The sequence below is a fragment of the Rathayibacter sp. PhB127 genome (assembly GCF_003751665.1).
GTDB lineage: Bacteria > Actinomycetota > Actinomycetes > Actinomycetales > Microbacteriaceae > Rathayibacter > Rathayibacter festucae.
The window spans coordinates 255304-277299 of sequence record NZ_RKHW01000005.1; the positions used below are offsets into that span (position 1 = coordinate 255304).

Consider the following 21996-nt stretch of genomic DNA (forward strand, 5'->3'; position numbering starts at 1 on the left):
TCGTCGGAGGGTGTCGAGTGCGCCGGCGCAGCGGTTAAGCGCTTTACCGGCGAGTGCTCCTAGACTGCGGGACACCGCGCCCCCGCGTCAACCGCGGCGGGGCGCGTCGAGCGGAGGGAGGCGCGATGGCGACCATGCAGGACGTCGCGCGCCGCGCGGGCGTGTCGATCGCGACCGTCTCCTTCGTCGTCAACGCCACCAAGCCGGTCTCGCCCGAGACCGCCGCCCGGGTCCGCGAGGCGATGCGCGAGCTCGGCTACCGCCCGCACGCCCTCGCCCGCGCGCTGGCCCGCCGGCGCTCGATGATGATCGCGATCGTGTACCCGCTGGTGCCCACGCGGCCGCTGAACACGGCGACGACCTTCCTCGCCGGCGCCGCCGAGGCCGCCGCCGAGAGCGGCTACTCGATCGTGCTCTGGCCCACGGTCGGCGGCGCGGAGAAGCTCGCCGATCTGCGGGCGGACGGGCTGCTCGACGGCGTCGTGCTGATGCAGGTGACCTCCGAGGACGAGCGGGTCGCGATCCTCCGCGACTCCGGCACCCCCTTCGCTCTGCTCGGCCGCACCCGCGACCCCTCGGCGCTCGACTGGGTGGACATCGACTTCGAGGGCATGGTCGAGGAGGCGCTCGAGCGCCTGACCGCCCTGGAGCACCGCCGGGTCGCGCTCGTGCTCGGGCCGGAGGGCGGCGCGGACTTCGGCCCGTACGCGCGGACCCGGGAGGCGTTCGAGCGCGCGGCCGCGGCCCGCGGCCTGACCGCCGCGCTCCTGCACTGCGAGGAGTCGCCGGCCGGCGGCCGCGCGCTGGCCCGCTCGCTCGACCCGGAGGCGGCCACAGCGGTCCTGGTGATCAACGGCGGCGCCGCGGTCGGCTTCGCGCACGAGCTGCGCCACCGCGGCGTGCGGGTGCCCGAGGACCTCTCGATCGTCCTGCTCGCCTCCGACCCCGACGTCGGGGACCTCGCGGATCCGGCGCTCGACCTGCTCGTCGCGCCGGGCCACGCGCTCGGCCGCCGCGGGGTGGAGGCGCTGCTCGCGCGCCTCGCCGACCCGGCCGCGCCGCTGCTGCAGGAGCGCATCGGCGGGCCGTGGCGCCCGGGCGGGTCCGTCGCGGCGACGCGCGGCTGAGCACCGGCGCGCTCGCACCGCACCGGTCAGCCGACCGTCCCATCGTCCAGGTGGCAGAGACTGGTCGTAAGTGGCGGTTCCTGACTGATCAGCGAATCCTCCAGTCTTCTCCGGAGGATCGCCCGTGTGGGTCGGGCGGCACGAGGCCTAGCGTGGGAGCACCGTTCCGGCCCGAAGGAGCACCCGGCATGACCCGCGCGACCCGCTCACCCCCTCCGCCCGCCCACCTGCCGCCGCGGCTGACCCTCTCGCTCTGGGACTTCTCCTGGTACACGCGGACGATGCCGGGCGAGCCCTTCCACGACCTCGGGCGCGCGTTCGACGAGGCGGTGGAGCGCGGCTGCAACACGGTCCGGATCTGCGCGGCTCCGCTCCTGCTGTTCGGCGACCACTCGATCGACAGCTCGCAGCTGCGCTTCTCGAACATGGGCGGCGACATCGGCCGGGGCACGCGCTGGTACGACGCCGTCGGCGGCGCCGTGCTCGACCTGCGGGCGCGCCTGGTCGAGCTGTTCCGCCAGGCGGCCGCGCACGACGTGCTCGTCATCGTCTCCTCCTGGGAGTACCAGCAGAGCCCTGCGTTCCTCAGCGACCCGTCCTGGCACGACATGCTGACGGCGATCCCGCCGACCGAGCGGCACGAGGCTCTCGCCCGCGCCGAATCGCGGCTGATCGCCTTCCTCGAAGCCGAGGGGCTGGCCGACCGCATCGCCTACGTCGAGGTGCACAACGAGGTCGACCTGTCCCGGCTCGGCGAGGTGCCGGCGGAGGGGCTCGACACCTTCTGGGCGCAGAAGCCGTACCTGACCGCCGCGCTGGAGATCCTGCAGGCGGAGCATCTGGACGTCCTGTCGACCGTCTGCTACGGCATCCCGCCCTACCTCGACCTCGACTCCGTGCCGGAGAACGCGCAGGTCGCGCACGTGCACTTCTACGTCTACGGGGTCCTCGCGGCGCTGGAGGAGTGGGCGGGAGTGCGGGCCGAGCCGCCGGTGTTCCCGAGCGCCGAGCTGAGGTCGCTGCTGCGCGAGGGGGCGCCCGAGTTCGACGCCGTGGCGCACGCCGTCGAACCGTGGCGGCTCGCGGCCACCGGCATCAGCCCGAGCATGTTCTACGCCTACGACCGGGTCGATCCGGTCGCGTGGGACGCCTGGCTCTCCTCGCACTACGGCCACTACGAGGTCGCGATGCGGGAGGCGATCGACGTCCGGCTGCGCGCGGTGGCGACCTGGGCCCGCCGCCGCGGAGTCCCCGCCGTGGTCGGCGAGGGCTGGATCGGTTACACGCCGCTGGAGGCGGAGTTCGAGGACGGGCCGGCCGGTCAGGTCCTCGCCGGCTACGCCGTCCAGCGCTGCATCGACCTCGGCTACTGGGGCACGCTCGTCGGCTCCAACTCCGCACCGCAGCACCCGGGCTGGTCGAACGTCGAGCTGCAGCGGCGGCTGAACGGCCTTGTCCTGGCGTCCGGGGAGACCGCGGAGTCCGCGGAGACGGGGGAACCCGAGGAGTGAAGGGAGGCCGGGCCCGCGCCGCTGTCCTCCGCACCGCTCGGTTCCGCGCCGCTCGGCTCCGCGCCGCTCGATTCCAGTCCGCTCGGTACCGCGCCGCTCAGTTCCGCGTCCGGTACGCGTGCGGAGTCAGGCCGTGGATCCGCTTGAACTGCCGGGCGAAGTAGAAGGAGTCCTCGTAGCCGGCGGCGGCGGCCACCTCGGCGATCGGCCGCTCCGTCATGTCGAGCAGCTCGCGGGCCCGCGCCATCCGCAGCTCGGTCCGGTACTGCAGCACCGGCATCCCGAACCGGCGCCGGAAGAGGGCCGCGAAGTGCGACGGGCTCAGGCAGGCCATCGAGGCGAGCTCCGCCACCTCGATCCGCTCCGCGGGGTGGTCGTGGAGGAACTGCGCGGCCCGGTCGAGGGCGGTGCTGCGCGCGTCACCGGGCGGGCGGTCCGAGGCGAGGATCGCCAGCAGGTGCCAGGCGGCGCCCGATGCGGCGAGCAGGCTGTTCGTCGTCGAGTCGCAGCCCAGGTGCGTGATCGCCGCCGAGATCAGCGCGACCGCGGCGTAGGCGTCGGACAGGCTGCGCACCGGCGCATCGACCGTCGCGCGCGCGGCCTGCAGGAACTCGGGCAGATCGCTGCCGGCGAGGTGCAGCCACCACAGCGTCCACGGGTCGGCGGCGTCGGACCCGTAGCCGTGCGGCTCGCCGGGCGGCAGCAGGACGATCTGCCCCGCGGTCACGGCGAAGGTCCCCGCCGCCGTCGTGCACCAGCCGGAGCCCCGGGTGCAGACCAGGACGACGGCGTCCGCGATCGGACTGGTGCGCACCCGCCCGTGCCCGCGCGCCTCGGGGAAGTGGCCGCAGTCGGTGACCAGGAGGTGCGACGTCCCCGGCTGCGTCAGCGCCTCCCGCACGCGGGGTCGCGGCAGGACGTGCATCGTCTCGCCCGGGAAGCCCGCGCCGAGGATCGTCGGCGTCCGTGCGCACCGCATCAGCGTTCCGTCCAGAAGTTCCACGGTTTCCGTCCTCCGTCCCGGCCCCGAATCTGATCTTGACTGGGCGTCATGCTCGATGACAGCGCTGCCATTCCCGCAGACAGTACCAGTGGAACGTCCAGGGGAAGCGCTGCGGCGCCGCCCCCTCCGCCCGCCCCGGAGGACGTCGCGTCCAACGACGAGCTGTTCCTCCTCGGCCTGCACCTCGAGGAGCGCCCGCGCTCCGGATGCGCGCCCGAGCACTACTGGGAGGAGGCGGTCTGGCGGGACCCCGGCGACACCCGCTGCCATGTCGCGCTCGCGCGGTCGCTCGCCGTCGCGGCCCGCTTCGACGAGGCGGAGGGCCACCTCCGCTCCGCGATCGAGCGGCTGACCTCCCTGGGCGTGGTGCCGGCCGACGGCGAGGCGCACCACCGGCTGGGCGAGCTCCTCGCCCGGCAGGGACGGCCGGAGGAGGCGCTCGAGGCTCTGAGCACGGCGCGGAGGGCGAGAGCCTGGCGCGCCGCGTCCGGTGTCGCGCTCGGGCGGCTCCTCCTGGCGGCGGACCGTCTCGAGGAGGCCGAGGCCGTGCTGCGCGAGGTGCGCGCGATCGACGGGCAGCACGCGCGGGCGACGGTCCTGCTCGCCGTCGTGCTCCGGCGCTGTCGGCGGGCGCAGCAGTCGAGGGCGCTGCTCGAGAGCGTGCTCGCGCGCGATCCGCTCGACCACTGGGCGCGCGACCTCGCCGGCCGCCCGCTCGACGCCGACGCCGACGCGCTGCTCGACGTCGCGCTGGAGTACCGTGACGCAGGCCTGCCGGACGACGCACTGCGGCTGCTCGCCCTCGCGCTCGCAGCCGATGCCGCGCGGCGCACGCCCTCCGAGCGGACCGGGGTGGTGCCGCTGGTGCACTACCACGCCGCACTGCTTCACGAGCGGCAGGGTCGGCCCGACCAGGCGCGGGCCGCTCGGTGGACCGCGCAGCAGGCGCCGCTCGAGGGCTGCCGCCCGGTCCGCCTCGAGGACGTCGAGGCGCTGGAGGCGGCGGACGCCGAGGACACCACCGCTCGCTTCCTCCTCGGCGGCTGGTACGCCGCGGTGGGTCGGGTCGAGGACGCCTTCGCGGCCTCGTGGTCCGCCGCCGCCCACGACCCGAGGGCGTGGGTGCGGGTGGCCGCGCTGCGCGCGCTGGGGGCGGCCTCCTGCACGGCCTTCGGCGACGCCGAGGCGGGGCTCGCCTACCTCGAGCGCGCGCGGCACCTCGCCCCCGGCGACGCAGGGCTCCTCGTCGAGTACGACCGGCTCCGGGTGCTCCTCGGGCACGAGGGGCGGCTCGCCCTCCTCGAGGAGAACGAGGCCCTCGTCCTCGAACGCGACGATCTGACCCTCGAGTACGCGGCGCTGCTGGTCGCCGACGGCCGCGCGGGTCGCGCTCAGGGCCTGCTGCTGGGCCGGGTGCTCGGGGAGGGGGAGGGCCCCGGGAGCCGGATCCCCGAAGGGCGTGTGCTCGAGGTCTGGGACGCGACGATGATCGCGCTCGCCGATGCGTCGTCGCCCGCCGACGCGCTGACCTTCCTCTGCGCCGCTCTCGCGCCGCCCGCCTGCCTCGGCGAGGAGCGCCCGCCGTCGGCCGTCCCCGCCGGGCTGCTGCTCCGCCGCGGTGCCGCGCGTGCGCGCCTCGGCGACGACGCGGGCGCCGCCGACGACTGGGAGGCAGCGGCCGGGCTGACCGGCGACGCCGTGACGGCGCCGCGCTATGACGAGCAGACGGTCTCCGCGATCCGCGCGCTCCTGGCGCTCGGGCGCCGCGCTGAGGCCGACCGCCTGACGACGGCCTTCTCCGAGTGGATCGACGAGGAGGCCGCGATCCCGGCCGCGGCCGACTGGACCCGCCCCGGCGAGCTGTTCCCGCTGGAGCCGCAGCAGCAGAAGGACGCGCTGCTGGCGCGCTGCCGCGAGCAGCTCGCAGCGCTGGCGGAGGAGCGGCGGAGCGAGGGAGGCGCGCCTGGACCTGCGGAGCGGAGCTGACCGCCGAGTCGGGCACCCGCCGTCGTCCAGCGCCGCAGCTGCCGTGGTTCGCGCGCGAGTGGACCCGGAACGGGCTCGTGGCACGTCCCGGAGCCCTCTTCGCGGCCAGTCGCTTGCGTGCCCGCCCGCGAGTGGACGGACGACGGGGTCTGAGCGCAGCCGAAGCCCGTTGTGCGCCCATTCGGGACGACCGCGGCGAGGAGTCCTCGGCCAAGGGTCGCTCGACGGGACGGTCCGGCGTGGGCGGGAAGCGCCCGGACACTGCTGCTCCGCCGGCACCGTGGCGCCGCGGGGGTCGCGCTCACCCCGCGTGCGGCAGCAGCACCTCCACCAGGCCGTCGGTGACGCGCGTCTCGAAGCGCGGCTGGGGTGAGGTGGCGGGGCCGCGGACGACCTCGCCGGTCTCGAGCGAGAAGGCGCTCGCGTGCCAGGGGCAGGTGATGCAGGCGTCGGCGCCGGTGCCGCGGAGCTCGCCCTCGTCGAGGGGTCCGGAGAGGTGGCTGCAGACGTTCGAGAGCACGTCGACGCGGTCGCCGCGGCGGACGGCGAGCAGCGGGGTCTCGGCGACGGTCCTCTTCACGGGGGAGTTCTGCGGCAGCTCGGCGAGCGGGCCGAGGGGCTGCCAGCCGGTCGGGAAGCGGTGCGGCACGTCCTCGGTGTGATTCGCGCCGGCCGCCTGGCGGTAGCTGAGGTGGCCGCCGAGGTAGCCGCCGCCGGAGACGACGGCGAGGCCGAGCGCGCTGAGCACCTTCCCGCTGGTGCGCCGCCCGCGCACGCGCTGGACGAAGGACGCGGTGTAGAGGACGGTCCCGGCGACGTTGGCCGCCGCGTGGACGAGCCCGACGCGCTTCTGCTGCTCGTGCAGCTCGGACCAGTCGGTGTAGCCGGCGGCGGCGGTGGGCAGCACGCTGACGATCCCCAGGCCGACGAGGGTGCGCGCCGCGCGCTCGTTGCCGGGCAGCAGATCGAGGACCGCCGCCGACACCCACGCGCCGGTCGGCACGAGCACGAGCAGCGGATGCACGGGGTGCCCGATCGGGACGCCGTGCAGCACGTCCCGCACAGGCTGCGGCCGGATGACCGCGTCGACCACCTTCTTGACCCGGTCGACGAGCGGATCGAGGGCGGCGACGTTCTCGAGACGGCTGACGAGACGGACGAGCTTCACTTCGCGCATGCCCCAGGGCACCCCGTGCTCGGGGACCCCGACAAGGGGGTTGCGATCCTGGGGAGCCCGCTGATCGCCCGCCCGCGACGGTCCTCACTCGGAGGTGATGCGTCCATTCGACGAGAAACGCTGTTCTGCGCGAGCCTTACCGACACTTCTCGTCGAATGGGCGGGGTTCGGCCCATGCTGATCGAGCGGCGCGAGCAGCGCGCGTCGCGCGAGCCATCAGCATCAGAGGTCGAGTCTGCAGAGCCGCCCTCGCGGCGGCGGCGGGTCTCGAGACGCCCCTCCGGGGCTACTCGACCAGCATGATCAGGCAGAGGCCGCCTTGCATGCCGATCGAGCAGCGGGCGCAGTCCCCCTCCTGCCGATCGAGCAGCGCTCGGGCGCCCCTCCCTGCTGATCGGGTAGCGCGCGGGGCGCCTCTCCCTGCTGATCGGTAGCGCGCGGGGCGCCTCTCCCTGCTGATCGGGTAGCGCGCGGGGCGCCTCTCCCTGCTGATCGGGTAGCGCGCGCAGCGCGCGTATCGAGATCCGGCCCCGTCGAGACGGCGGCCCGCCGACCCGCCGGCCTCAGTCGGCAGCGGCGAAGAACGCCTCGATCGCGCGGGTCAGGGCGACGAGGTCGTCGACGTGGGCGAGCTCGCGCGCCGAGTGCATCGACAGCAGCGGCACGCCGACGTCGACGGTCGAGATGCCGAGGCGGGTCGCGGTGAGCGGGCCGATCGTGGAGCCGCAGGGGACCGTGTTGTTCGAGACGAACTCCTGGAACTCCACGCCCGCCCGGGCGCACACTCCGGCCCAGAGCGCCGCACCGCGGGCGTCGGTCGCATAGCGCTGCGAGGCGTTGATCTTGAGCAGCGGGCCCTTGCCGGCGACCGGCTGGTTCACCGGGTCGTGCTTCTCCGGGTAGTTCGGGTGGACGGAGTGGCCGGCGTCGGCGGAGAGGCACCAGGACCGCGCCGTCGCGCGGGCGCGCTCGTCGACACCCGCGCCGAGCGCGGCGCCGATGCGGGTGAGCACGTCCTCGAGGAAGGGACCGCTCGCTCCGGAGCGGCTGGCCGAGCCGAGCTCCTCGTGGTCGAAGGCGGCGAGCATGCTGATGTGCCCCGGCTCCGCGTTCGAGTCCGAGTCTGCATCCCCGCCGCTCGCCGCGAGCAGCGCCATGAGCCCCGCGTGCACCGAGCTGAGGTCGTCCATCCGCCCGGCCGCGAAGAGCGCGTCGTCGAGGCCGAAGCGAGCGGGCGGCTGGGTGTCCGCGGTGATGAGGTCGTAACCGGCGATGTCGGCGGCGCCGTCGAGCCCGGCCTTCGCCGCGAGGATCTCGAGCAGGTCGTTCCCGTCCGCGTCGCCCAGGCCGTAGACGGGGACGGTGTGCTTCTGCCGGTCGAGCTTCAGGCCGTCGTTCGCCTCGCGGTCGAGGTGGATCGCGAGCTGCGGGATGCGCAGGAACGGCCCGGTGCGCACGAGCACCTCGGCGCCGTCGCGGGTGACGATCCGCCCGGCCAGCTCGAGCTCGCGGTCGAGCCAGGAGTTGAGCAGCGGTCCGCCGTAGACCTCGACACCGGCCTGCAGCCAGCCCTTCGACTCGACCGTCGGCCGGGGCTTGAGCTTGAAGCCGGGGGAGTCGGTGTGCGCGCCGAGGATGCGGAACGGCGTCACCGCGGTGGCCCCGGCCGGGACGTGCCAGGCTATGACCGCGCCGTCGCGGAGGACGAAGTAGCGCCCGGGCTCGGCAGGCCACGCGGCGGTCTCGTCGACCGCGTCGAACCCCGCCGCCGCCAGCCGCCGCGCGGTCTCCGCCGCGGCGTGGAAGGAGGAGGGCGAGGCGGTGAGGAACTCGGCGAAGTCGGCGAGGTGGTCGGCGCGGGAGGTCATCGACTCATTCAAGCAGGGCGATCCGGGGAGTGCTGATCCGGGTCGAGGGGCCGGGCCGGTGGGCGGAGGAGGGGAGCCCGGCACTGCCGCAGCTCACGCCCCTGCCTCCCGGCACCTCCCGGCACCTCACGGCACGATCGCGTCGATGTACCCGCCGTCCACCCGCACCGCGGCGCCCGTGGTCGCCGAGGCGAGCGGCGATGACAGGTAGACGACCATGTTGGCGATCTCCTCCGGCTCGATCAGGCGCTGGAGCAGCGACTGCGGGCGGTGCAGCCGCATGAACTCGCGCTGCGCCTCCTCCCAGGGGAGGGAGTGGTCGACGAGCTCGTAGACGAAGTCCTCGACGCCGCCGGTGTGGGTCGGCCCGGCGAGCACGCTGTTGACGGTGACGCCGGTGCCGGCGGCGGCCTTCGCGAAGCCGCGGGAGACGCCGAGCAGCGCGGTCTTCGAGACGCCGTAGTGGATCATCTCGGCCGGCGTGACGACGGCGGAGTCGCTGCCGATGTAGAGGACGCGACCCCAGCCCGCCTCCGTCATCGCGGGCAGGTAGGCGCGGGTGAGGCGGACGCCGGTGAGCACGTTGACCTCGAAGTAGCGGCGCCACTCGTCGTCGGTGATGTCGAGCGGCTCGGTGCTGCCGAAGATGCCGAGGTTGTTGACCAGCACGTCCACGCGCGGCACGGACTCGAGCAGCTTCGCCGTCCCGGCCTCGCTGGAGACGTCGGCGGCCACACCGCGCACGGTGGCGTCGGGCACCGCCGCGCGCACGTCCTTGATCGCGCGCCGGACCGAGCGCTCCGACCGCGCGTTGACGACCACCTCGGCGCCGGCGCGCGCCAGCCCGACGGCGATCGCCAGTCCGATGCCCTGCCCCGACCCCGTCACCAGGGCCGTCCGTCCGCTCAGGTCCAGCTCGATCATGCCGCTCCGCTCCGTCCGCCGCCTGCGGACTCCTCGGAGGAGGGTGCCACACGCCTCCGACACCCGCCCCAGGAAACCGCTCCCACCGCCCCCGCATGCTGGTCGAGCGGCCCCGGAGGGGCGCAGCGAGACCGGCCGTCGTCAGGGCGGCTGGTCTGCGGACCACCCGTTAGGCACCGGTGGATCTCGATGCGCCCGCTACGCGGCCTGCTCGATCAGCATGGAGTGCACCCTGCCGAGGCGTCCTGCAACCGTCGAGGCGTCCAGCAGCACCGGGACGCCTCGACCGTCCGAGGACGTCTCGCCGCAGCGCCCTGGTCGAGTGGCCCCGCAGGGGCGTCTCGAGACCCGCCGTCATCAGCAGGGCGGGTCTGCAGACGCGCGTTCTGACGGTGGTGGATCTCGATACCCACGCTGCGCGGGCTGCTCGATCAGCAGGGAGCTCACCCGGCGAGGACGCAGTCGTAGCGGGGTCGGTCCGGCCAGCGCGGGTCCGGTGGCGCCGGCGAGTCCGCGAAGCCGAGGGACCGGTAGAAGCCGATCGCGTCGTCGTCGGTCTGGGCGCGGAGCGCGGCGTGCGGGTGCAGGTGGGCGATCTCCGCGAGGAGTGCCCGGCCCAGCCCCGTCCCGCGCTGCGACTCGGCCGAGGCGAGGTAGTCGATCAGCACCCCGTCGGGTCGCTCCTCGTAGGCGACGAATGCCGTGACGGCTCCGCCCTCCACCGCGCCCTGAACGCGGAGGCCCGGCAGCTCGTCCACGATGATCGCGTCTATCGCCGCCTCGTCGACCTCCACCGCGAGCCACAGCAGGTGCCGGAACGCGGCGGTGCCGAACACGCCGGTACCGAGCTCCACGATCTCCACGCCGGAGAGTCTGGCAGCACCCCGCCGAGACGTGCAGCGACCCCTGCATGCTGGTCGAGCGGCCCGGAGGGGCGCAGCAGACCCACGGTCGTCAGGACGGCGGGTCTGCAAACCACCCGTTCGGCACCGGTGGATCTCGATACGCCCGCTGCGCGGCCTACTCGATCAGCATGGAGTGCACTCCGCCGAGGCGTCCTGCAACGGTCGAGACGTCCAGCAGCACCGGGACGCCTCGACCGTCCGAGGACGCCTCGGCGCAAGACGCTGGTCGAGTGGCCCCGCAGGGGCGTGTCGAGGCCCGTCAACTCGAGTGGTGCCGGCCGATCGGCAGCACCAGCGGCGTCCCGGACACCGGGTCCGCGATCACGCGCGACTCCATGCCGAAGACCGCGCGCACCGTCTCCGCGGTCACCACCTCGGCCGGCGTGCCCGACGCGTACAGCGCGCCCGCCCGCACCGCGAAGAGGTGGTCCGCGTACCGCGCCGCCAGGTTCAGGTCGTGCAGCACGATCACGATCGTCGTGCCGCGCTCGCGGTTGAGGTCGGTCAGCAGGTCCAGCACCTCGACCTGGTGCGACACGTCGAGGTAGGTCGTCGGCTCGTCCAGCAGCAGCACGTCGGTCCGCTGGGCCAGCGCCAGCGCGATCCACACCCGCTGCCGCTGCCCGCCGGACAGCTCGTCCATCGGCCGGTCCGCGATCTCCAGGGTCCCGGTCGCGCGCAGGGCGTCCTCCACGATCGCGTCGTCGTCCGCGGACGCGCCCCGCCCGAACCAGCCGCGGTGCGGGTACCGTCCCCGCGCCACCAGGTCCGCCACGGCGATCCCCTCGGGCGCGATCGGCGTCTGCGGCAGCAGTCCCACCCGCTGCGCGACCTGCCGCGTCGGGAGCCGGTGGATCGCCTCGCCGTCCAGCAGCACGGCCCCGGCGCTCGGCGTGATCAGCCGCGCCATCGCGCGCAGCAGCGTCGACTTGCCGCACGCGTTCGCCCCGACGATCACGCTGATCGCCCCGGTCGGCACGGTCAGCGACAGCCCGTCGACGACCACGCGCTCGTCGTAGGCGAGCGTCACGCCGTCCACCGACAGCGTGGAGTGACCGGCGGTCACGGGGGAGGTCGAGGCGGTCACAGGGATCCTCCGGTGCGGTTGCGGCGGGCGAGGAGCCAGAGCAGGAACGGCGCGCCGAGCGCACCGGTCACCACTCCGACGGGGAAGCGGGCGCCCGAGAAGGCGAGCCCGGCGACGTGCTGCGCGACCAGGTCCGCCGCGAGCACGACGACGATCCCGACCAGCGCGGACGGGATCAGCGGCACGCGCGCGTCCGGCACGAGCCGCCGCGCGATCGGCCCGGAGACGAAGGCGACGAACGCGATCGGCCCGGTGGCCGCGGTCGCGACGGCGACGAGGCACACGGCCACCGCGAGGAGCCCCAGCCGGCTGCGCCGCACGTCCACGCCCAGCGCCGTCGCCGACTCGTCGCCGAGCTGCAGCATCGAGAGTCGTCCGGCCAGCAGCAGCGCGAGCGGCACGAGCACCAGCATCGACAGCGCGAGCGCGGGCACCCCCGCCCACGACGCGGAGTTGAGGCTGCCGGTCAGCCAGCGCAGCGACTCCTGCACGTCCTCGAACTGCGCGCGGGTCTGCACGTAGGCGATGACGCTCTGCAGCATCGCCGCGATCCCGATGCCGATCAGGATCAGCCGGGCGCCGATCACGCCGCTGCCGTCGGCGAGCCGGGCGATCAGCAGCGCCGTGACGAGGGCCGCTGCGACCGCGATCACCGAGACCGCGCCTCCCGAGAGTCCGAAGAACGCGATCGCGACGACCGCCGCCGCGCTCGCACCCGAGGTGATGCCGATGATGTCCGGGCTGGCGAGCGCGTTCCGCAGCATCGTCTGGAAGATGACGCCGCCCATCCCGAAGCCCAGGCCGACCAGCGCGGCGGTGAGCGTGCGCGGCAGCCGCAGGGTGCCGACGGTGAAGGAGGCGCCCGGCACGGTCTCGCCGAGCATCACCCGCAGCACCTCGAGCGGCGAGTAGACGGTGCTGCCGACGGTGAGCGACACGACGGCGAGTGCGAGGGCGACCAGCGCGAGCACCCCGCAGCCCAGCGCGGTGCGGCGGGCTCGGCGGCGACGGCCCGCGGCGACGCCGAGCGGGGGAGCACCCGCAGAAGAGCGGAGCGACGGGGCGGCGCTCACAGGGCCCGCACCTTCGAGCGGCGCACGATCGCGATCAGCACCGGCGCCCCGATCAGCGCGGTGACGATGCCCACCTCCACATCGCTCGGTCGCGCGACGACCCGCCCGATCACGTCGGCGACCAGGAGCAGCAGCGCGCCGAGCAGTGCGGAGGAGGGGAGCAGCCAGGAGTGCGACGGCCCGGTGAACCGCCGCGCGAGATGCGGCACGGTGAGCCCGATGAAGCCGATCGGCCCCGCGATCGCGGTCGCCGCTCCGCAGAGCAGCACCGCGGCGAGCCCCGCGACCAGGCGCGTCCGGCCGACGCGGCGGCCGAGCCCCTTGGCGAGGTCGTCGCCGAGAGCGAGGGCGTCGAGCCCGCGAGCACTGCCGATCGCGAGCGCACCGCCGACCGCGAGGAACGGCAGGACCTGGACGATGCTCGTGAACTCGGCGCCGCCCACTCCGCCGACCTGCCAGAACCGGAAGCGGTTGAGCGTCGCGTCCTGGGTGAGCAGCACCGCGCTGATCAGCGAGGCGAGGGCCGCGGCGGTCGCGGCGCCGGCGAGAGCGAGCTTGAGGGGAGTGGCGCCCTCGCGACCCAGCGAGGCGACCGCGTAGACGAAGGCGCCGGCCGCCGCCGCGCCGAGGAAGGCGAGCCAGATGAACTGGGGGAGCGTCGTCGCTCCGACCGTCGAGATCCCGAGCACGACCGCGAGGGACGCGCCCGCGTTCAGCCCCAGGATCCCCGGATCGGCGAGCGGGTTGCGGGTCATCCCCTGCATCACCGCGCCGGCGAGCCCGAGCGCGGCGCCGACGAGCAGCGCCAGGACCGTGCGCGGGACGCGCCCCTGCACCGCCGCGTCGACGATCGAGTCCGGGTCGGGTGCGGTGAGCGCCGGCCAGATCGCGCCGAGCGGGATCTCGCGCGAGCCGTAGACCAGCGAGAGCACCGACGCGACGACCAGCGCGGCGAGCACGGCGATCAGCGCCGGGACGCGCCAGCGCGCACCGGCGCCCCGGAGGCGAGTGTCGTCGCGTCCGGGGCGCCGGTGGGGTGCCGTGGCCTCGGCGGTCACGACACCTTGTCGGCGGCGGTCGCGAGGCCGGTCGTGTACTCGTCGAGCACCCACGGGATGCTCAGCAGGTTCGGCGACGAGGTCGCCATCGCCTCGGAGGAGTCGTCGGTGAGGACGTAGACCGAGCCGCGGGCGACCGCGGGGATCTTGGAGAGCAGCGGGTCGGCCTGCAGCGCCGCGAGGGTGGTGTCGTCGCCGTAGACGATGAGCACGTCGGCGTCGAGCTGGTCGGCGTTCTCGGAGCTGACGGTGCCGCTGAACAGCTCGGAGTCGCCGGTGAGCGAGACGACGCTCGGGGCGAGCTCGAGGCCGAGGTCCTCGACGAACTTCACGCGCGCGTCGTTGCCGGTGTAGTAGGTGAAGGTGCTGGCGTCGGTCGGGTCGTACCAGCCGTAGGTGAAGGTCTTGCCCGCGAGCGAGGGCTTGGCGGCGACGGCGGCGTCGATCTCGTCCTCGACCTCGGCGACCTTCGCCTCGGCCTCGTCGCCCAGTCCGAGCGCCTCGCCGTCGAGCTTCGCGGAGTCCTGCCAGGTGGTCGCCCAGGGCAGACCGGGGTAGGCGACGGTCGGGGCGATCTGGCTGAGGGTGTCGTAGTCCTGCTGTGTGAGGCCGGAGTAGGCGGAGAGGATCACGTCGGGGGTGAGGTCGGAGATCGCCTCGAACGGCACACCGTCGGTCTCGTCGAAGAGGGTCGGCGTCTCGGCGCCGCTCGCGTCGAGCGCCTCCTTGGTCCAGGCGAGCAGGCCGTCGCCGTCCTCGTCGCCGTAGGAGGCCTTCGCGAAGCCGACCGGGGTCACGCCGAGGGCGAGCGCGACGTCCTGGTTGGTCCAGCTGGTCGCGACCACGCGGTCCGCCGACTCGACGGTCGTCTCGCCGAACGCGTGCTCGACGGTGACGGGGAAGCCCGCGCCGGTCGCGGCGGCGTCGGTGCCTCCGTCGGTGCCGGCGGCGTCGGCCCCCGCGGAGCAGCCGGTCAGCAGCAGGGCGGAGAGGCCGAGTGCGGCGACGGCGGAGACGCGCAGAGGCGTGCGGCGGAGGGGGATGCGGGAGACGGGCACGGCGATCCTTCGGAGGGGGTGACGGGGTTGCGAAGGTTAACCTAACCTAACTTCCTGGGCCGCGGCCAGTGCCGGCCGGCTGCTCGCTGGCCTGCCTCTGCCGGGCGTGCGGTCGCTGCGTCCGACCTCCGGCACGTGGAACCGCGCAGGGCACGCGGAATCCGCGGATTCCGGCGAGCCGCGGGTGTTCCTGCGAGCCGAAGCTCGCCGCGCCGGAGGCTCGGCTCGTGGAACTGGGTTCGGCTCGCCGAATCCGCGGGCTCCGACGAGCCGAAGGTACTTTCGCGAGCCGGAAGCCGTGGCGGCCGAGGTCCGGCTCGTGGAACCGCGTCCGGCACGCGGAAGAGGTGGATTCCGGCGAGCTCAGGATGTTTCTGCGAGCCGGAGGTCAGGAGGCGCGAGGTTCGGCTCGTGGAACAGGGTTCGGCACGCGGAATCTGCGGATTCCGGCGAGCCGGAGGCCTTCTCACGAGCCGGAGGTGCGGTCCAGCCGCTCCGGCGCAGGACCGGCCCCCTCCGATGCCCCCTCCGGTGCCTGCGCGTCCGCCTCCGCCGCGTCCCCGCCCGCCCGCCGAGGCCGCAGCTCGCTCACCAGCGTCCCCGCGACGATCAGCGCCGCCCCCGCCAGCGCGAGCGCCGGCAGCCGGTCGCCGGCGAGTCGTCCGATCACGCCGCCCCAGACCGGCTCGGCGGAGTAGATGATCGTCGCGCGGGTCGGCGAGACGGAGCGCTGGGCCCAGTTCATCGTCAGCTGGATGAGGCAGCTGCTCGCCCCGAGGGCGAGGGCGGCGATCAGCCAGACCCAGGAGAACGCGGGGATCGCCTCCCCCGCGAAGGGCATTCCGGCGAAGGAGAGCAGTCCGGCGACCAGGAGCTGCACGACCGTCACCCGCCCCAGGTCGACCCGGCCGGCGAACGCGCTGATCAGGATGATCTCGGCGGCGATCGGGAGGGTGCTGATCAGCGTCGCCAGCTCGCCCGGGCCCAGCCCCACTCCCGTCCGCGGCCCCGCGATCAGCAGCAGTCCGACGAACGCCAGACCGACGCCGACCAGCGTGAAGACGCCGGGCCTCCGCCGCAGCACGACCCACTGCAGCAGCGGCACCAGCGGCACGTAGAGCGCGGTGAGGAAGGCGGAGGTGCTGCTCGGGATCGTCTGCAGCCCGGAGGTCTGCAGCCCGTAGCCGAGGACGATCATCACCCCGATCGCGGCCCCCGCGCCGAGATCGATCCGCCGCATCCCGCGCAGCGACCGGTGGAAGACCACCGCGCTGATGACTCCCGCCGCCAGGAACCGCACCCCGACGAAGAAGAGCGGACCGCTGTGCTGCATCGCCACGTGCACCGCCAGGAAGGTGCCGCCCCAGAGTGCCGTGATGCCGATCAGCGCCCACTCGGGTCGCGAGAACCGGACGGCCGAGAGAGGGCGGGTGCGCAGCATTCTGCACACTATAGAGTGCAGAACGATGCGCACGCCAGAGCCCTCCGCCGTCCTCGCTCACGTCGGCAGCAACCTCCGCCGGGCGCGGCTGGAGGTCGGGCTGAGTCAGGCGGCGCTCGCCGAGCTCTCCGGCATCAGCCGGCGCACGATCGTCAACGTCGAGGCGGGCGAGGCGAACATCAGTCTCACCGGCGTCGACCGCCTCGCGAGCGCGCTCGGCTCCAGCTTCACCGCCCTCGTCTCCGCTCCCGGCTCCGTTCCCGCGGCGATCGACGAGGTGGCCTGGCGCGGCGAGGATGCGGGGAGCGTCGCCGTCCTGCTCGCCTCCGTTCCGGCCCGCGCCGAGGCGCAGCTCTGGACCTGGACCCTCGGCCCCGGCGACCGCTACCAGGCGCAGCCCGACCCCGACGGCTGGCACGAGATCCTCCTCGTCACCGCGGGGGTGCTCCTGCTCGAGCGGGAGGGCGAGCCGGACCTCCGGCTCGCGACCGGGCAGCACGTCGCCTTCTCGACCGCCCGCCGCTACGCCTACGTGAACGCGGCCTCCGACGAGAGCACCGTCTTCACCCGCATCGTTGTGAGCTGACTCCGCCCGGGAGTGCTCCACGCGCCCGGCGATCGGACGCCGGTCGCACCGTTCCGTGCCATCCCGATCGTTCTCCGACGCGGACTGCGGAGATCCGGCGCGTCACTCGCAGACTGTGGGATCCACGGTCCGCGAGCGGTGACCCGATCGACCGGGTCCTCCCGCGCGCGGCGAGAGAAGGGATCACGATGAGACTCTGGAAGACGACGGCGATCTGCTCGACGGCGGCCTTGCTCGCAGGGCTGTCCGCCGCCCCGGCGACGGCGGCACCGACGGAGGGCAGCGGACCGGTCGCGGCCGCGCTGGCCCCCGCGCACGACCTCTCGGCGCTCCTGACCGGACCCGCGCGCGACCTCGAGACGCCCGGCTACCGACTCGTCCCGGTCGAGGAGCGGACCGTCGAGTACCGGGTGGTCGACCCGGCCGCGACCCCGGCCCCCAAGAGGACGCTGACCTTCACGAACCCCCCGCAGGCTCCGAGCGCCGCGTACCTCGAGGTGCGCTACCAGCAGGGCAACGGCGACTCCTTCAAGGAGGTGTCCCCGCTCCTCCAGCCCGGTGGTCCCGCGTGGCAGACCATCCTCCAGGGCGATGATCGCGAGGTCGACCTCCAGGTGAAGGACGCCTCGGGCACGGTCCTCGCGGAGCGGAGCTACCCCGGGGAGATGCCCGCCGGCAACCCCTCCGTCGCGTGGTTCTACCAGAGCGTCTTCAACCTTCCCGGCTACACGTTCACCTGGTGACGCCCCGGTGAGGCCGCCGTTCGGCCGCGCCGCGAGGGCTCACCCCGCGGCACGGCCGCCCCGCGGCGCCGACCACGAGCCGTCCGGGCGGAGCGCGCCGGCGATGGTCGTGGCGATCCCGCGCAGCTCCCGGCGCTGCCGCTCGCTGAGCGGTCCGAGGACGACGTCGCGCACCAGGGCCTCGTGCCCCGGAGCCGCGCTCGCCTGCTGAGCGAGTCCCGCCGCGGTCAGTGTCGCGAGGGTCGTGCGCCCGTCTTCCGGGTCGGCCCGCCGCTCGACCCAGCCGCGCTTCTCCAGTCGCGAGACCGCCCGCGACAACCGCGACAGCGAGCTGTTCGCGAAGCCGGCCAGTGCGCTCATCCGCAGCGTCCGCTCCGGCGCGGCGGCCAGGGCGTAGAGGACGCCGTACTCGAAGTGGCTGAGGCCGGAGTCCTTCAGCAGCTGCGCGTCGAGTGCCGCGGGAAGCCACTCGAGGAGGGTCGCGAGCGCGCTCCAGGCCGCGAGGTCGTCCCCGCTGAGTGGGGAGTCATCGGGATCGGGCATCCCCTGAGCGTAGCCGGATTTCACTTGACCAGGAAAGTGATTTGACTATGGTTTCCCAGGCAAGCATTCGGCTGCGACGGAGAGGAACCGACCCGCATGGACCTGGAACTGGACGGCAAGCGCGCCTTCGTGAGCGGATCGACGCAGGGCATCGGCCGTGCCATCGCCCTCGCGCTGCTGCGGGAGGGCGTCGAGGTCGTCGTCAACGGCCGCAGCGAGGCGGGAGTCCGCGCAGCGGTCGAGGGGCTGCGCGCGCAGGTCCCGGGCGCCGTCGTCTCGGGGATCGCCGCCGACTTCGCCGACGCGGAGTCGGTGGACCGGCTCCTGGGCCTCCTGGGCCGGGTGGACGTCCTGATCAACAACGTCGGCCTGTTCGAGGTCGCCCCTTTCGCGGCGATCACCGATGAGCAGTGGCTGCGCTACTTCACGGTGAACGTGCTGAGCGGAGTCCGCCTGTCCCGGCACGTCCTCGACCCGATGCTCGAGTCGGGCTGGGGGCGCATCGTCTTCGTCAGCAGCGAGTCCGGCGTCGATGTGCCGGGCGACATGACGCACTACGGCGTCACCAAGGCGGGGATGTTGGCTCTCGGCAACGGCCTGGCCAAGCTGACCCGCGGCACCGGAGTCACGGTCAACACGGTCCTCGGCGGCCCGACCTGGTCCGACGGCGTCGCGAGCAGCGTCCAGAGCATCGCCGATGCGCAGGGCGTGCCGGTCGACGTCCTCCGCGCCGCGATCATCGGCGGCAACGCGACCTCGCTCGTCGAGCGCTTCCTCGAGCCGGACGAGATCGCCTCGCTCGTGACCTACCTCGCCAGCCCGCGCGCCTCCGCGACGAACGGTGCGGCCCTGCGCGCGGACGGCGGCGTGCTGACCGGCCTGCTCTAGGACTCGCCGGTCGCCTCGGGCGCCGGCGCTGCTCTCGGCCGTCGGCGCCGCGCCGACCTCGGCGGAGCCGCCCGCAGGTGCTCACCGACCCGCCCCAGGATGCGGGCCAGCTCGCCCGCGTCCGCGTCGGTGAGAGGTGCGAACAGCAGACCGTGCACGGTCGCGATGTGCCCCGGGAAGACGGCGGCCAGGACGTCGCGCCCGGCGCCGGTGAGCGCAACGACCGTGCTGCGCTCGTCGTCCGGCGACGGGGAACGGGTGACCAGTCCCCGCTGCTCGAGCAGCTGCGCCTGGTAGGTGAGGCCGCTGCGGCTGTGGACGACGCCATCGGCGAGGTCGGTCATCCGCTGTCGACCGCCCGGGGCGTCGCCGAGTCGCGCCAGCAGCTGGAACTGCAGATAGCTGAGGTCGCCCGCCTCGCGCAGCTGCTGCTCGACCGCGGGCCGCAGCAGGCTGCCCACCTCGGTGAAGGCCAGATAGGCCGAGAGCTGGGTCGCGGTCAGGGCGGGCTTCGTCATGCCTCCGATCCTATCGTTGCTTCGAATTGGAAGCAGTGCTAGCGTGGCTTCAGTGCTTCGAATTGGAAGCAATTACGAGAGGGAGACGATCATGCAGGCAATGCGATTCCACGAGGTGGGTGGACCCGAGGTCCTCGTCCGGGACGACATCCCGGTTCCGGTTCCGGGCGCCGGGCAGGTGCGGCTCCGGGTCGCCGCCTCGGCCTTCAACGCGGCCGACGCGGGGATGCGCGCCGGCTTCCTGCCGATCCCGGTCGAGCTCCCGCACGTGCCCGGCTACGACGTGTCCGGAACGGTGGATGCCGTCGGCGACGGTGTCGAAGGAGTAGCGGTGGGCGATCCGGTCGTCGCATTCCTGCCGATGGAGCGGGACGGGGGAGCCGCCGAGTACGTGCTGGCGCCGGCCGAGGCCGTGGTCGCCGCTCCGACGAGCCTTCCGCTCGCCGAGGCGGCCGCGCTGCCGTCGGTGGCGCTCACCGCCTGGCAGGCACTGTTCGACGACGGCCGGCTCGTGGCCGGGCAGCGGGTCCTCATCGTCGGCGCGGGCGGGGTGGTCGGGAAGTACGCCGTGCAGCTCGCGAAGCGCGCCGGCGTGCACGTCGTGGCGACCGCCAGTCCACGCAGCATCGACGCCGTCCGTGCGGCGGGGGCCGACGAGATCGTGGACCACACGACGACCGAATTCCTCGGTGCTCTCGGCGAGCAGGTCGACGTGCTGCTCAACCTGGCGCCGCTCGAGCCGGAGCGGTTCGCCGCTCTCGTCGCCGCGGTGCGGGACGGCGGGGCCGTCGTCAGCACGACGGCCTTCCTGTCGACTCCGGGTGACGAGACCCGCGGCGTGCGGGCCGCGACGGTCTTCGTGCTCCCGAACCGCGAGCGGCTCGCCGAGCTGGTCGCCCTGGTCGACGCGGGGGAGCTGACCGTGGAGGTCACCCGCCGGGTGCCGCTGGCCGAGCTGCCGGCGGTCCACGCCGAGGCGGCCGCGGGCCGGATCGCGGGGAAGGTGATCGTCCTCGCATGAGACTGCGCGACCGCGGTCTCAGCAGTGCGGGGTGGGGCAGGGGGAGGCGGGGAGATAGGACCGCCTCCCCCTGCCGGTCGGGTCGTGGTCGTCGTCCCTCGAGCTCTTCGCTCAAAGGAGCGCCACGTCAGAGGTTGAACAGCCAGCTGAATGCCAGGGCGAAGAAGGCCATGTCAGCTCCTCTCGTCAGAACGGACGGAATGCGCGGCGGACGGAATGCGCGGCCGGGGGATCCCGATGCCGGGATCCCCGCGGTCGTGACCCGTCACCGATTCCGGTGCTGGACCACGACCGCGGTGGCGTCACCGGGCTAGGCGAGAATGGCGATGAGGTACGCGAAGAATGCGAGCAGCACATCGACTCCTTTCAAGGGGCGGGACGGGACGTGCGGCCGGGACGGCCGGGGTCTGCCTCGAGGACGGGGAGGGGCGACTGCTCAGGCGGAAGAGGCGCGTCCCCGTGGTCGACTCGCTAGAGCGAGCCGAAGAAGGCGATGAAGATCGCAACGAGGGCGGTGGGCATCATGGCTGTCTCCTTTCGTGGTGCGGGGCGGAGGGAGCGGTCGCGATGACCGGGGCCCACTGTCGCCGACGCCCCGAGGCGTCTTCAAGTCCGTGGCGCTTCTCGTCCTGGGCGGCGGAATCGCTTCCCTTCGAGAGGCCGCCGAGGGGCTCCCTGTCGGGAGGTCGCCGAGGGCAGGCTCTGTGCCATCCACCTCAGTCCGTGACAGCGACGACGTCCTTCAGCACTCGCTCCGCCAGGATCGGACGACCCCCTCTCGTCCAGGACGAGGGGAGGCCGCCGTCCTCCCCCGACCGGTCGAGAGTCCGATCGAAAGGAACAGGATGAAGCTCGTCCGCACCACGACCATCGGCGTGATCGCCGCAGCACTCCTCGGACTCACGTCCGCGCCCCCGGCGACGGCGGCGGGCGACACGGGTGGGACGGCGACCGACCCGACCCTCTGCACCACGAACTACTCCGTGTATCAGGTCGACACCACCGTCAACGCCCACCTGGACGGTCAGGATGTGGTGATCGACCTGTCGGCCGGGCTCTTCCGGACGCGCACCCGGATCGTCGTCCTGGTGAACGACGAGTACATCGGCGAGACCTACTGCGGTTCCGCCTACTACGCGGACCGCTGGTCCGTGGGCGATCGGGTCTTCCTGAGGATGAAGCCCGCGAAGCCCGGCGACGCCCTGCGGGTCGCGGTGATCGGGGGCACGCCCGGCGGGTCGCTCGGCTCCCGCTACGGACAGCACAGCCTGCTGGAGGAGCGGCTGAGCGCGCCCGGATCGGAGCGCTGACGCTCGACGATCCCGGGACTCCTCCGTGGTGCTCAGGCCCGCGGTGGTGGGATCCGCGGTGACGGGATTCACATCCCCCGTCGTGGTCGCGGTCACCCGTGCGTGTGCGGGTGGCCGCGGCCGGTGCGGCGGGACTAGTCGAAGATCGAGATGAGATAGGCGATCAACG

At 73.6% G+C, this 21996-nt stretch carries 20 protein-coding genes; 8 read left to right on the forward strand and 12 right to left on the reverse strand.

The genetic code is table 11. The features are described from left to right. The first annotated feature begins 125 nt into the window (after nucleotides 1-125). On the forward strand, nucleotides 126-1127 hold the full coding sequence (locus tag EDF22_RS19310) for a LacI family DNA-binding transcriptional regulator (RefSeq protein ID WP_123706435.1): 1002 nt from the start codon (nucleotides 126-128) through the stop codon (nucleotides 1125-1127). A 188-nt stretch (nucleotides 1128-1315) separates the two neighbouring features. Next, nucleotides 1316-2638 (forward strand): cellulase-like family protein, encoded by a 1323-nt coding sequence (locus EDF22_RS19315; protein ID WP_123706436.1) that lies wholly within the window; start codon nucleotides 1316-1318, stop codon nucleotides 2636-2638. A 97-nt stretch (nucleotides 2639-2735) separates the two neighbouring features. On the opposite strand, the gene EDF22_RS19320 is transcribed toward EDF22_RS19315, so the two are convergent. Further along, nucleotides 2736-3641, reverse strand: a complete 906-nt coding sequence (locus EDF22_RS19320) for an AraC family transcriptional regulator (protein ID WP_185039144.1) — start codon at nucleotides 3639-3641, stop codon at nucleotides 2736-2738. A gap of 48 nt (nucleotides 3642-3689) precedes the next feature. Here EDF22_RS19320 and EDF22_RS19325 point away from each other — a divergent pair, with 48 nt between their 5' ends. Beyond that, nucleotides 3690-5627: a tetratricopeptide repeat protein gene (locus tag EDF22_RS19325; protein WP_185039147.1), complete on the forward strand. Its 1938-nt coding sequence runs from the start codon at nucleotides 3690-3692 to the stop codon at nucleotides 5625-5627. 301 nt (nucleotides 5628-5928) lie between these two features. Here EDF22_RS19325 and EDF22_RS19330 read toward each other — a convergent pair whose 3' ends face one another. The 9 genes from EDF22_RS19330 to EDF22_RS19370 all read right to left on the reverse strand — a co-directional run bounded on the left by EDF22_RS19330 (nucleotide 5929) and on the right by EDF22_RS19370 (nucleotide 16218). Next, entirely contained in the window at nucleotides 5929-6804 is an 876-nt protein-coding gene (locus EDF22_RS19330) for a Rieske 2Fe-2S domain-containing protein (protein WP_123706439.1), read from the reverse strand. A 563-nt stretch (nucleotides 6805-7367) separates the two neighbouring features. Next, nucleotides 7368-8672: a M18 family aminopeptidase gene (locus EDF22_RS19335; RefSeq protein WP_123706440.1), complete on the reverse strand. Its 1305-nt coding sequence runs from the start codon at nucleotides 8670-8672 to the stop codon at nucleotides 7368-7370. A 126-nt stretch (nucleotides 8673-8798) separates the two neighbouring features. After that, a complete protein-coding gene (locus EDF22_RS19340; RefSeq protein ID WP_123706525.1) occupies nucleotides 8799-9593 on the reverse strand; it encodes an SDR family NAD(P)-dependent oxidoreductase in 795 nt (264 codons plus the stop codon). Between the two features lie 446 nt (nucleotides 9594-10039). Then, nucleotides 10040-10459, reverse strand: a complete 420-nt coding sequence (locus EDF22_RS19345; protein WP_123706441.1) for a GNAT family N-acetyltransferase — start codon at nucleotides 10457-10459, stop codon at nucleotides 10040-10042. Nucleotides 10460-10760: 301 nt separating this feature from the next. Next, nucleotides 10761-11588 carry an ABC transporter ATP-binding protein gene (locus tag EDF22_RS19350; protein ID WP_260303572.1) on the reverse strand — a complete coding sequence of 276 codons (828 nt, stop codon included), beginning with the start codon at nucleotides 11586-11588 and terminating at the stop codon, nucleotides 10761-10763. Next, the gene (locus EDF22_RS19355; RefSeq protein ID WP_123706442.1) at nucleotides 11585-12661 is read right to left on the reverse strand and encodes an iron chelate uptake ABC transporter family permease subunit; all 1077 of its coding nucleotides are present in this window, start codon (nucleotides 12659-12661) and stop codon (nucleotides 11585-11587) included. The genes EDF22_RS19350 and EDF22_RS19355 overlap by 4 nt, the downstream gene beginning before the upstream one ends. Continuing rightward, a complete protein-coding gene (locus EDF22_RS19360; protein WP_123706443.1) occupies nucleotides 12658-13719 on the reverse strand; it encodes an iron ABC transporter permease in 1062 nt (353 codons plus the stop codon). The genes EDF22_RS19355 and EDF22_RS19360 overlap by 4 nt, the downstream gene beginning before the upstream one ends. Continuing rightward, nucleotides 13716-14777: an iron-siderophore ABC transporter substrate-binding protein gene (locus EDF22_RS19365; RefSeq protein ID WP_260303573.1), complete on the reverse strand. Its 1062-nt coding sequence runs from the start codon at nucleotides 14775-14777 to the stop codon at nucleotides 13716-13718. The genes EDF22_RS19360 and EDF22_RS19365 overlap by 4 nt, the downstream gene beginning before the upstream one ends. Nucleotides 14778-15243: 466 nt before the next feature. Then, nucleotides 15244-16218 (reverse strand): DMT family transporter, encoded by a 975-nt coding sequence (locus EDF22_RS19370; RefSeq protein WP_123706444.1) that lies wholly within the window; start codon nucleotides 16216-16218, stop codon nucleotides 15244-15246. Nucleotides 16219-16243: 25 nt separating this feature from the next. Here EDF22_RS19370 and EDF22_RS19375 point away from each other — a divergent pair, with 25 nt between their 5' ends. Then, complete coding sequence (locus tag EDF22_RS19375) at nucleotides 16244-16804, forward strand: helix-turn-helix transcriptional regulator (RefSeq protein WP_123706445.1); 561 nt, start codon at nucleotides 16244-16246, stop codon at nucleotides 16802-16804. Between the two features lie 188 nt (nucleotides 16805-16992). Then, nucleotides 16993-17547 (forward strand): hypothetical protein, encoded by a 555-nt coding sequence (locus EDF22_RS19380; protein ID WP_123706446.1) that lies wholly within the window; start codon nucleotides 16993-16995, stop codon nucleotides 17545-17547. 39 nt (nucleotides 17548-17586) lie between these two features. Here EDF22_RS19380 and EDF22_RS19385 read toward each other — a convergent pair whose 3' ends face one another. After that, nucleotides 17587-18090, reverse strand: coding sequence for a MarR family winged helix-turn-helix transcriptional regulator (locus EDF22_RS19385; protein ID WP_123706447.1), 504 nt, complete (start codon nucleotides 18088-18090; stop codon nucleotides 17587-17589). Nucleotides 18091-18186: 96 nt separating this feature from the next. Here EDF22_RS19385 and EDF22_RS19390 point away from each other — a divergent pair, with 96 nt between their 5' ends. Next, complete coding sequence (locus EDF22_RS19390) at nucleotides 18187-18978, forward strand: SDR family NAD(P)-dependent oxidoreductase (RefSeq protein WP_123706448.1); 792 nt, start codon at nucleotides 18187-18189, stop codon at nucleotides 18976-18978. On the opposite strand, the gene EDF22_RS19395 is transcribed toward EDF22_RS19390, so the two are convergent. After that, nucleotides 18975-19496, reverse strand: a complete 522-nt coding sequence (locus tag EDF22_RS19395; protein WP_123706449.1) for a MarR family winged helix-turn-helix transcriptional regulator — start codon at nucleotides 19494-19496, stop codon at nucleotides 18975-18977. The genes EDF22_RS19390 and EDF22_RS19395 overlap by 4 nt on opposite strands. A 91-nt stretch (nucleotides 19497-19587) precedes the next feature. Here EDF22_RS19395 and EDF22_RS19400 point away from each other — a divergent pair, with 91 nt between their 5' ends. Next, nucleotides 19588-20517, forward strand: coding sequence for an NADP-dependent oxidoreductase (locus tag EDF22_RS19400; RefSeq protein ID WP_123706450.1), 930 nt, complete (start codon nucleotides 19588-19590; stop codon nucleotides 20515-20517). Nucleotides 20518-21362: 845 nt separating this feature from the next. Beyond that, nucleotides 21363-21827, forward strand: coding sequence for a hypothetical protein (locus EDF22_RS19405; protein WP_123706451.1), 465 nt, complete (start codon nucleotides 21363-21365; stop codon nucleotides 21825-21827). Nucleotides 21828-21996 lie beyond the last annotated feature (169 nt).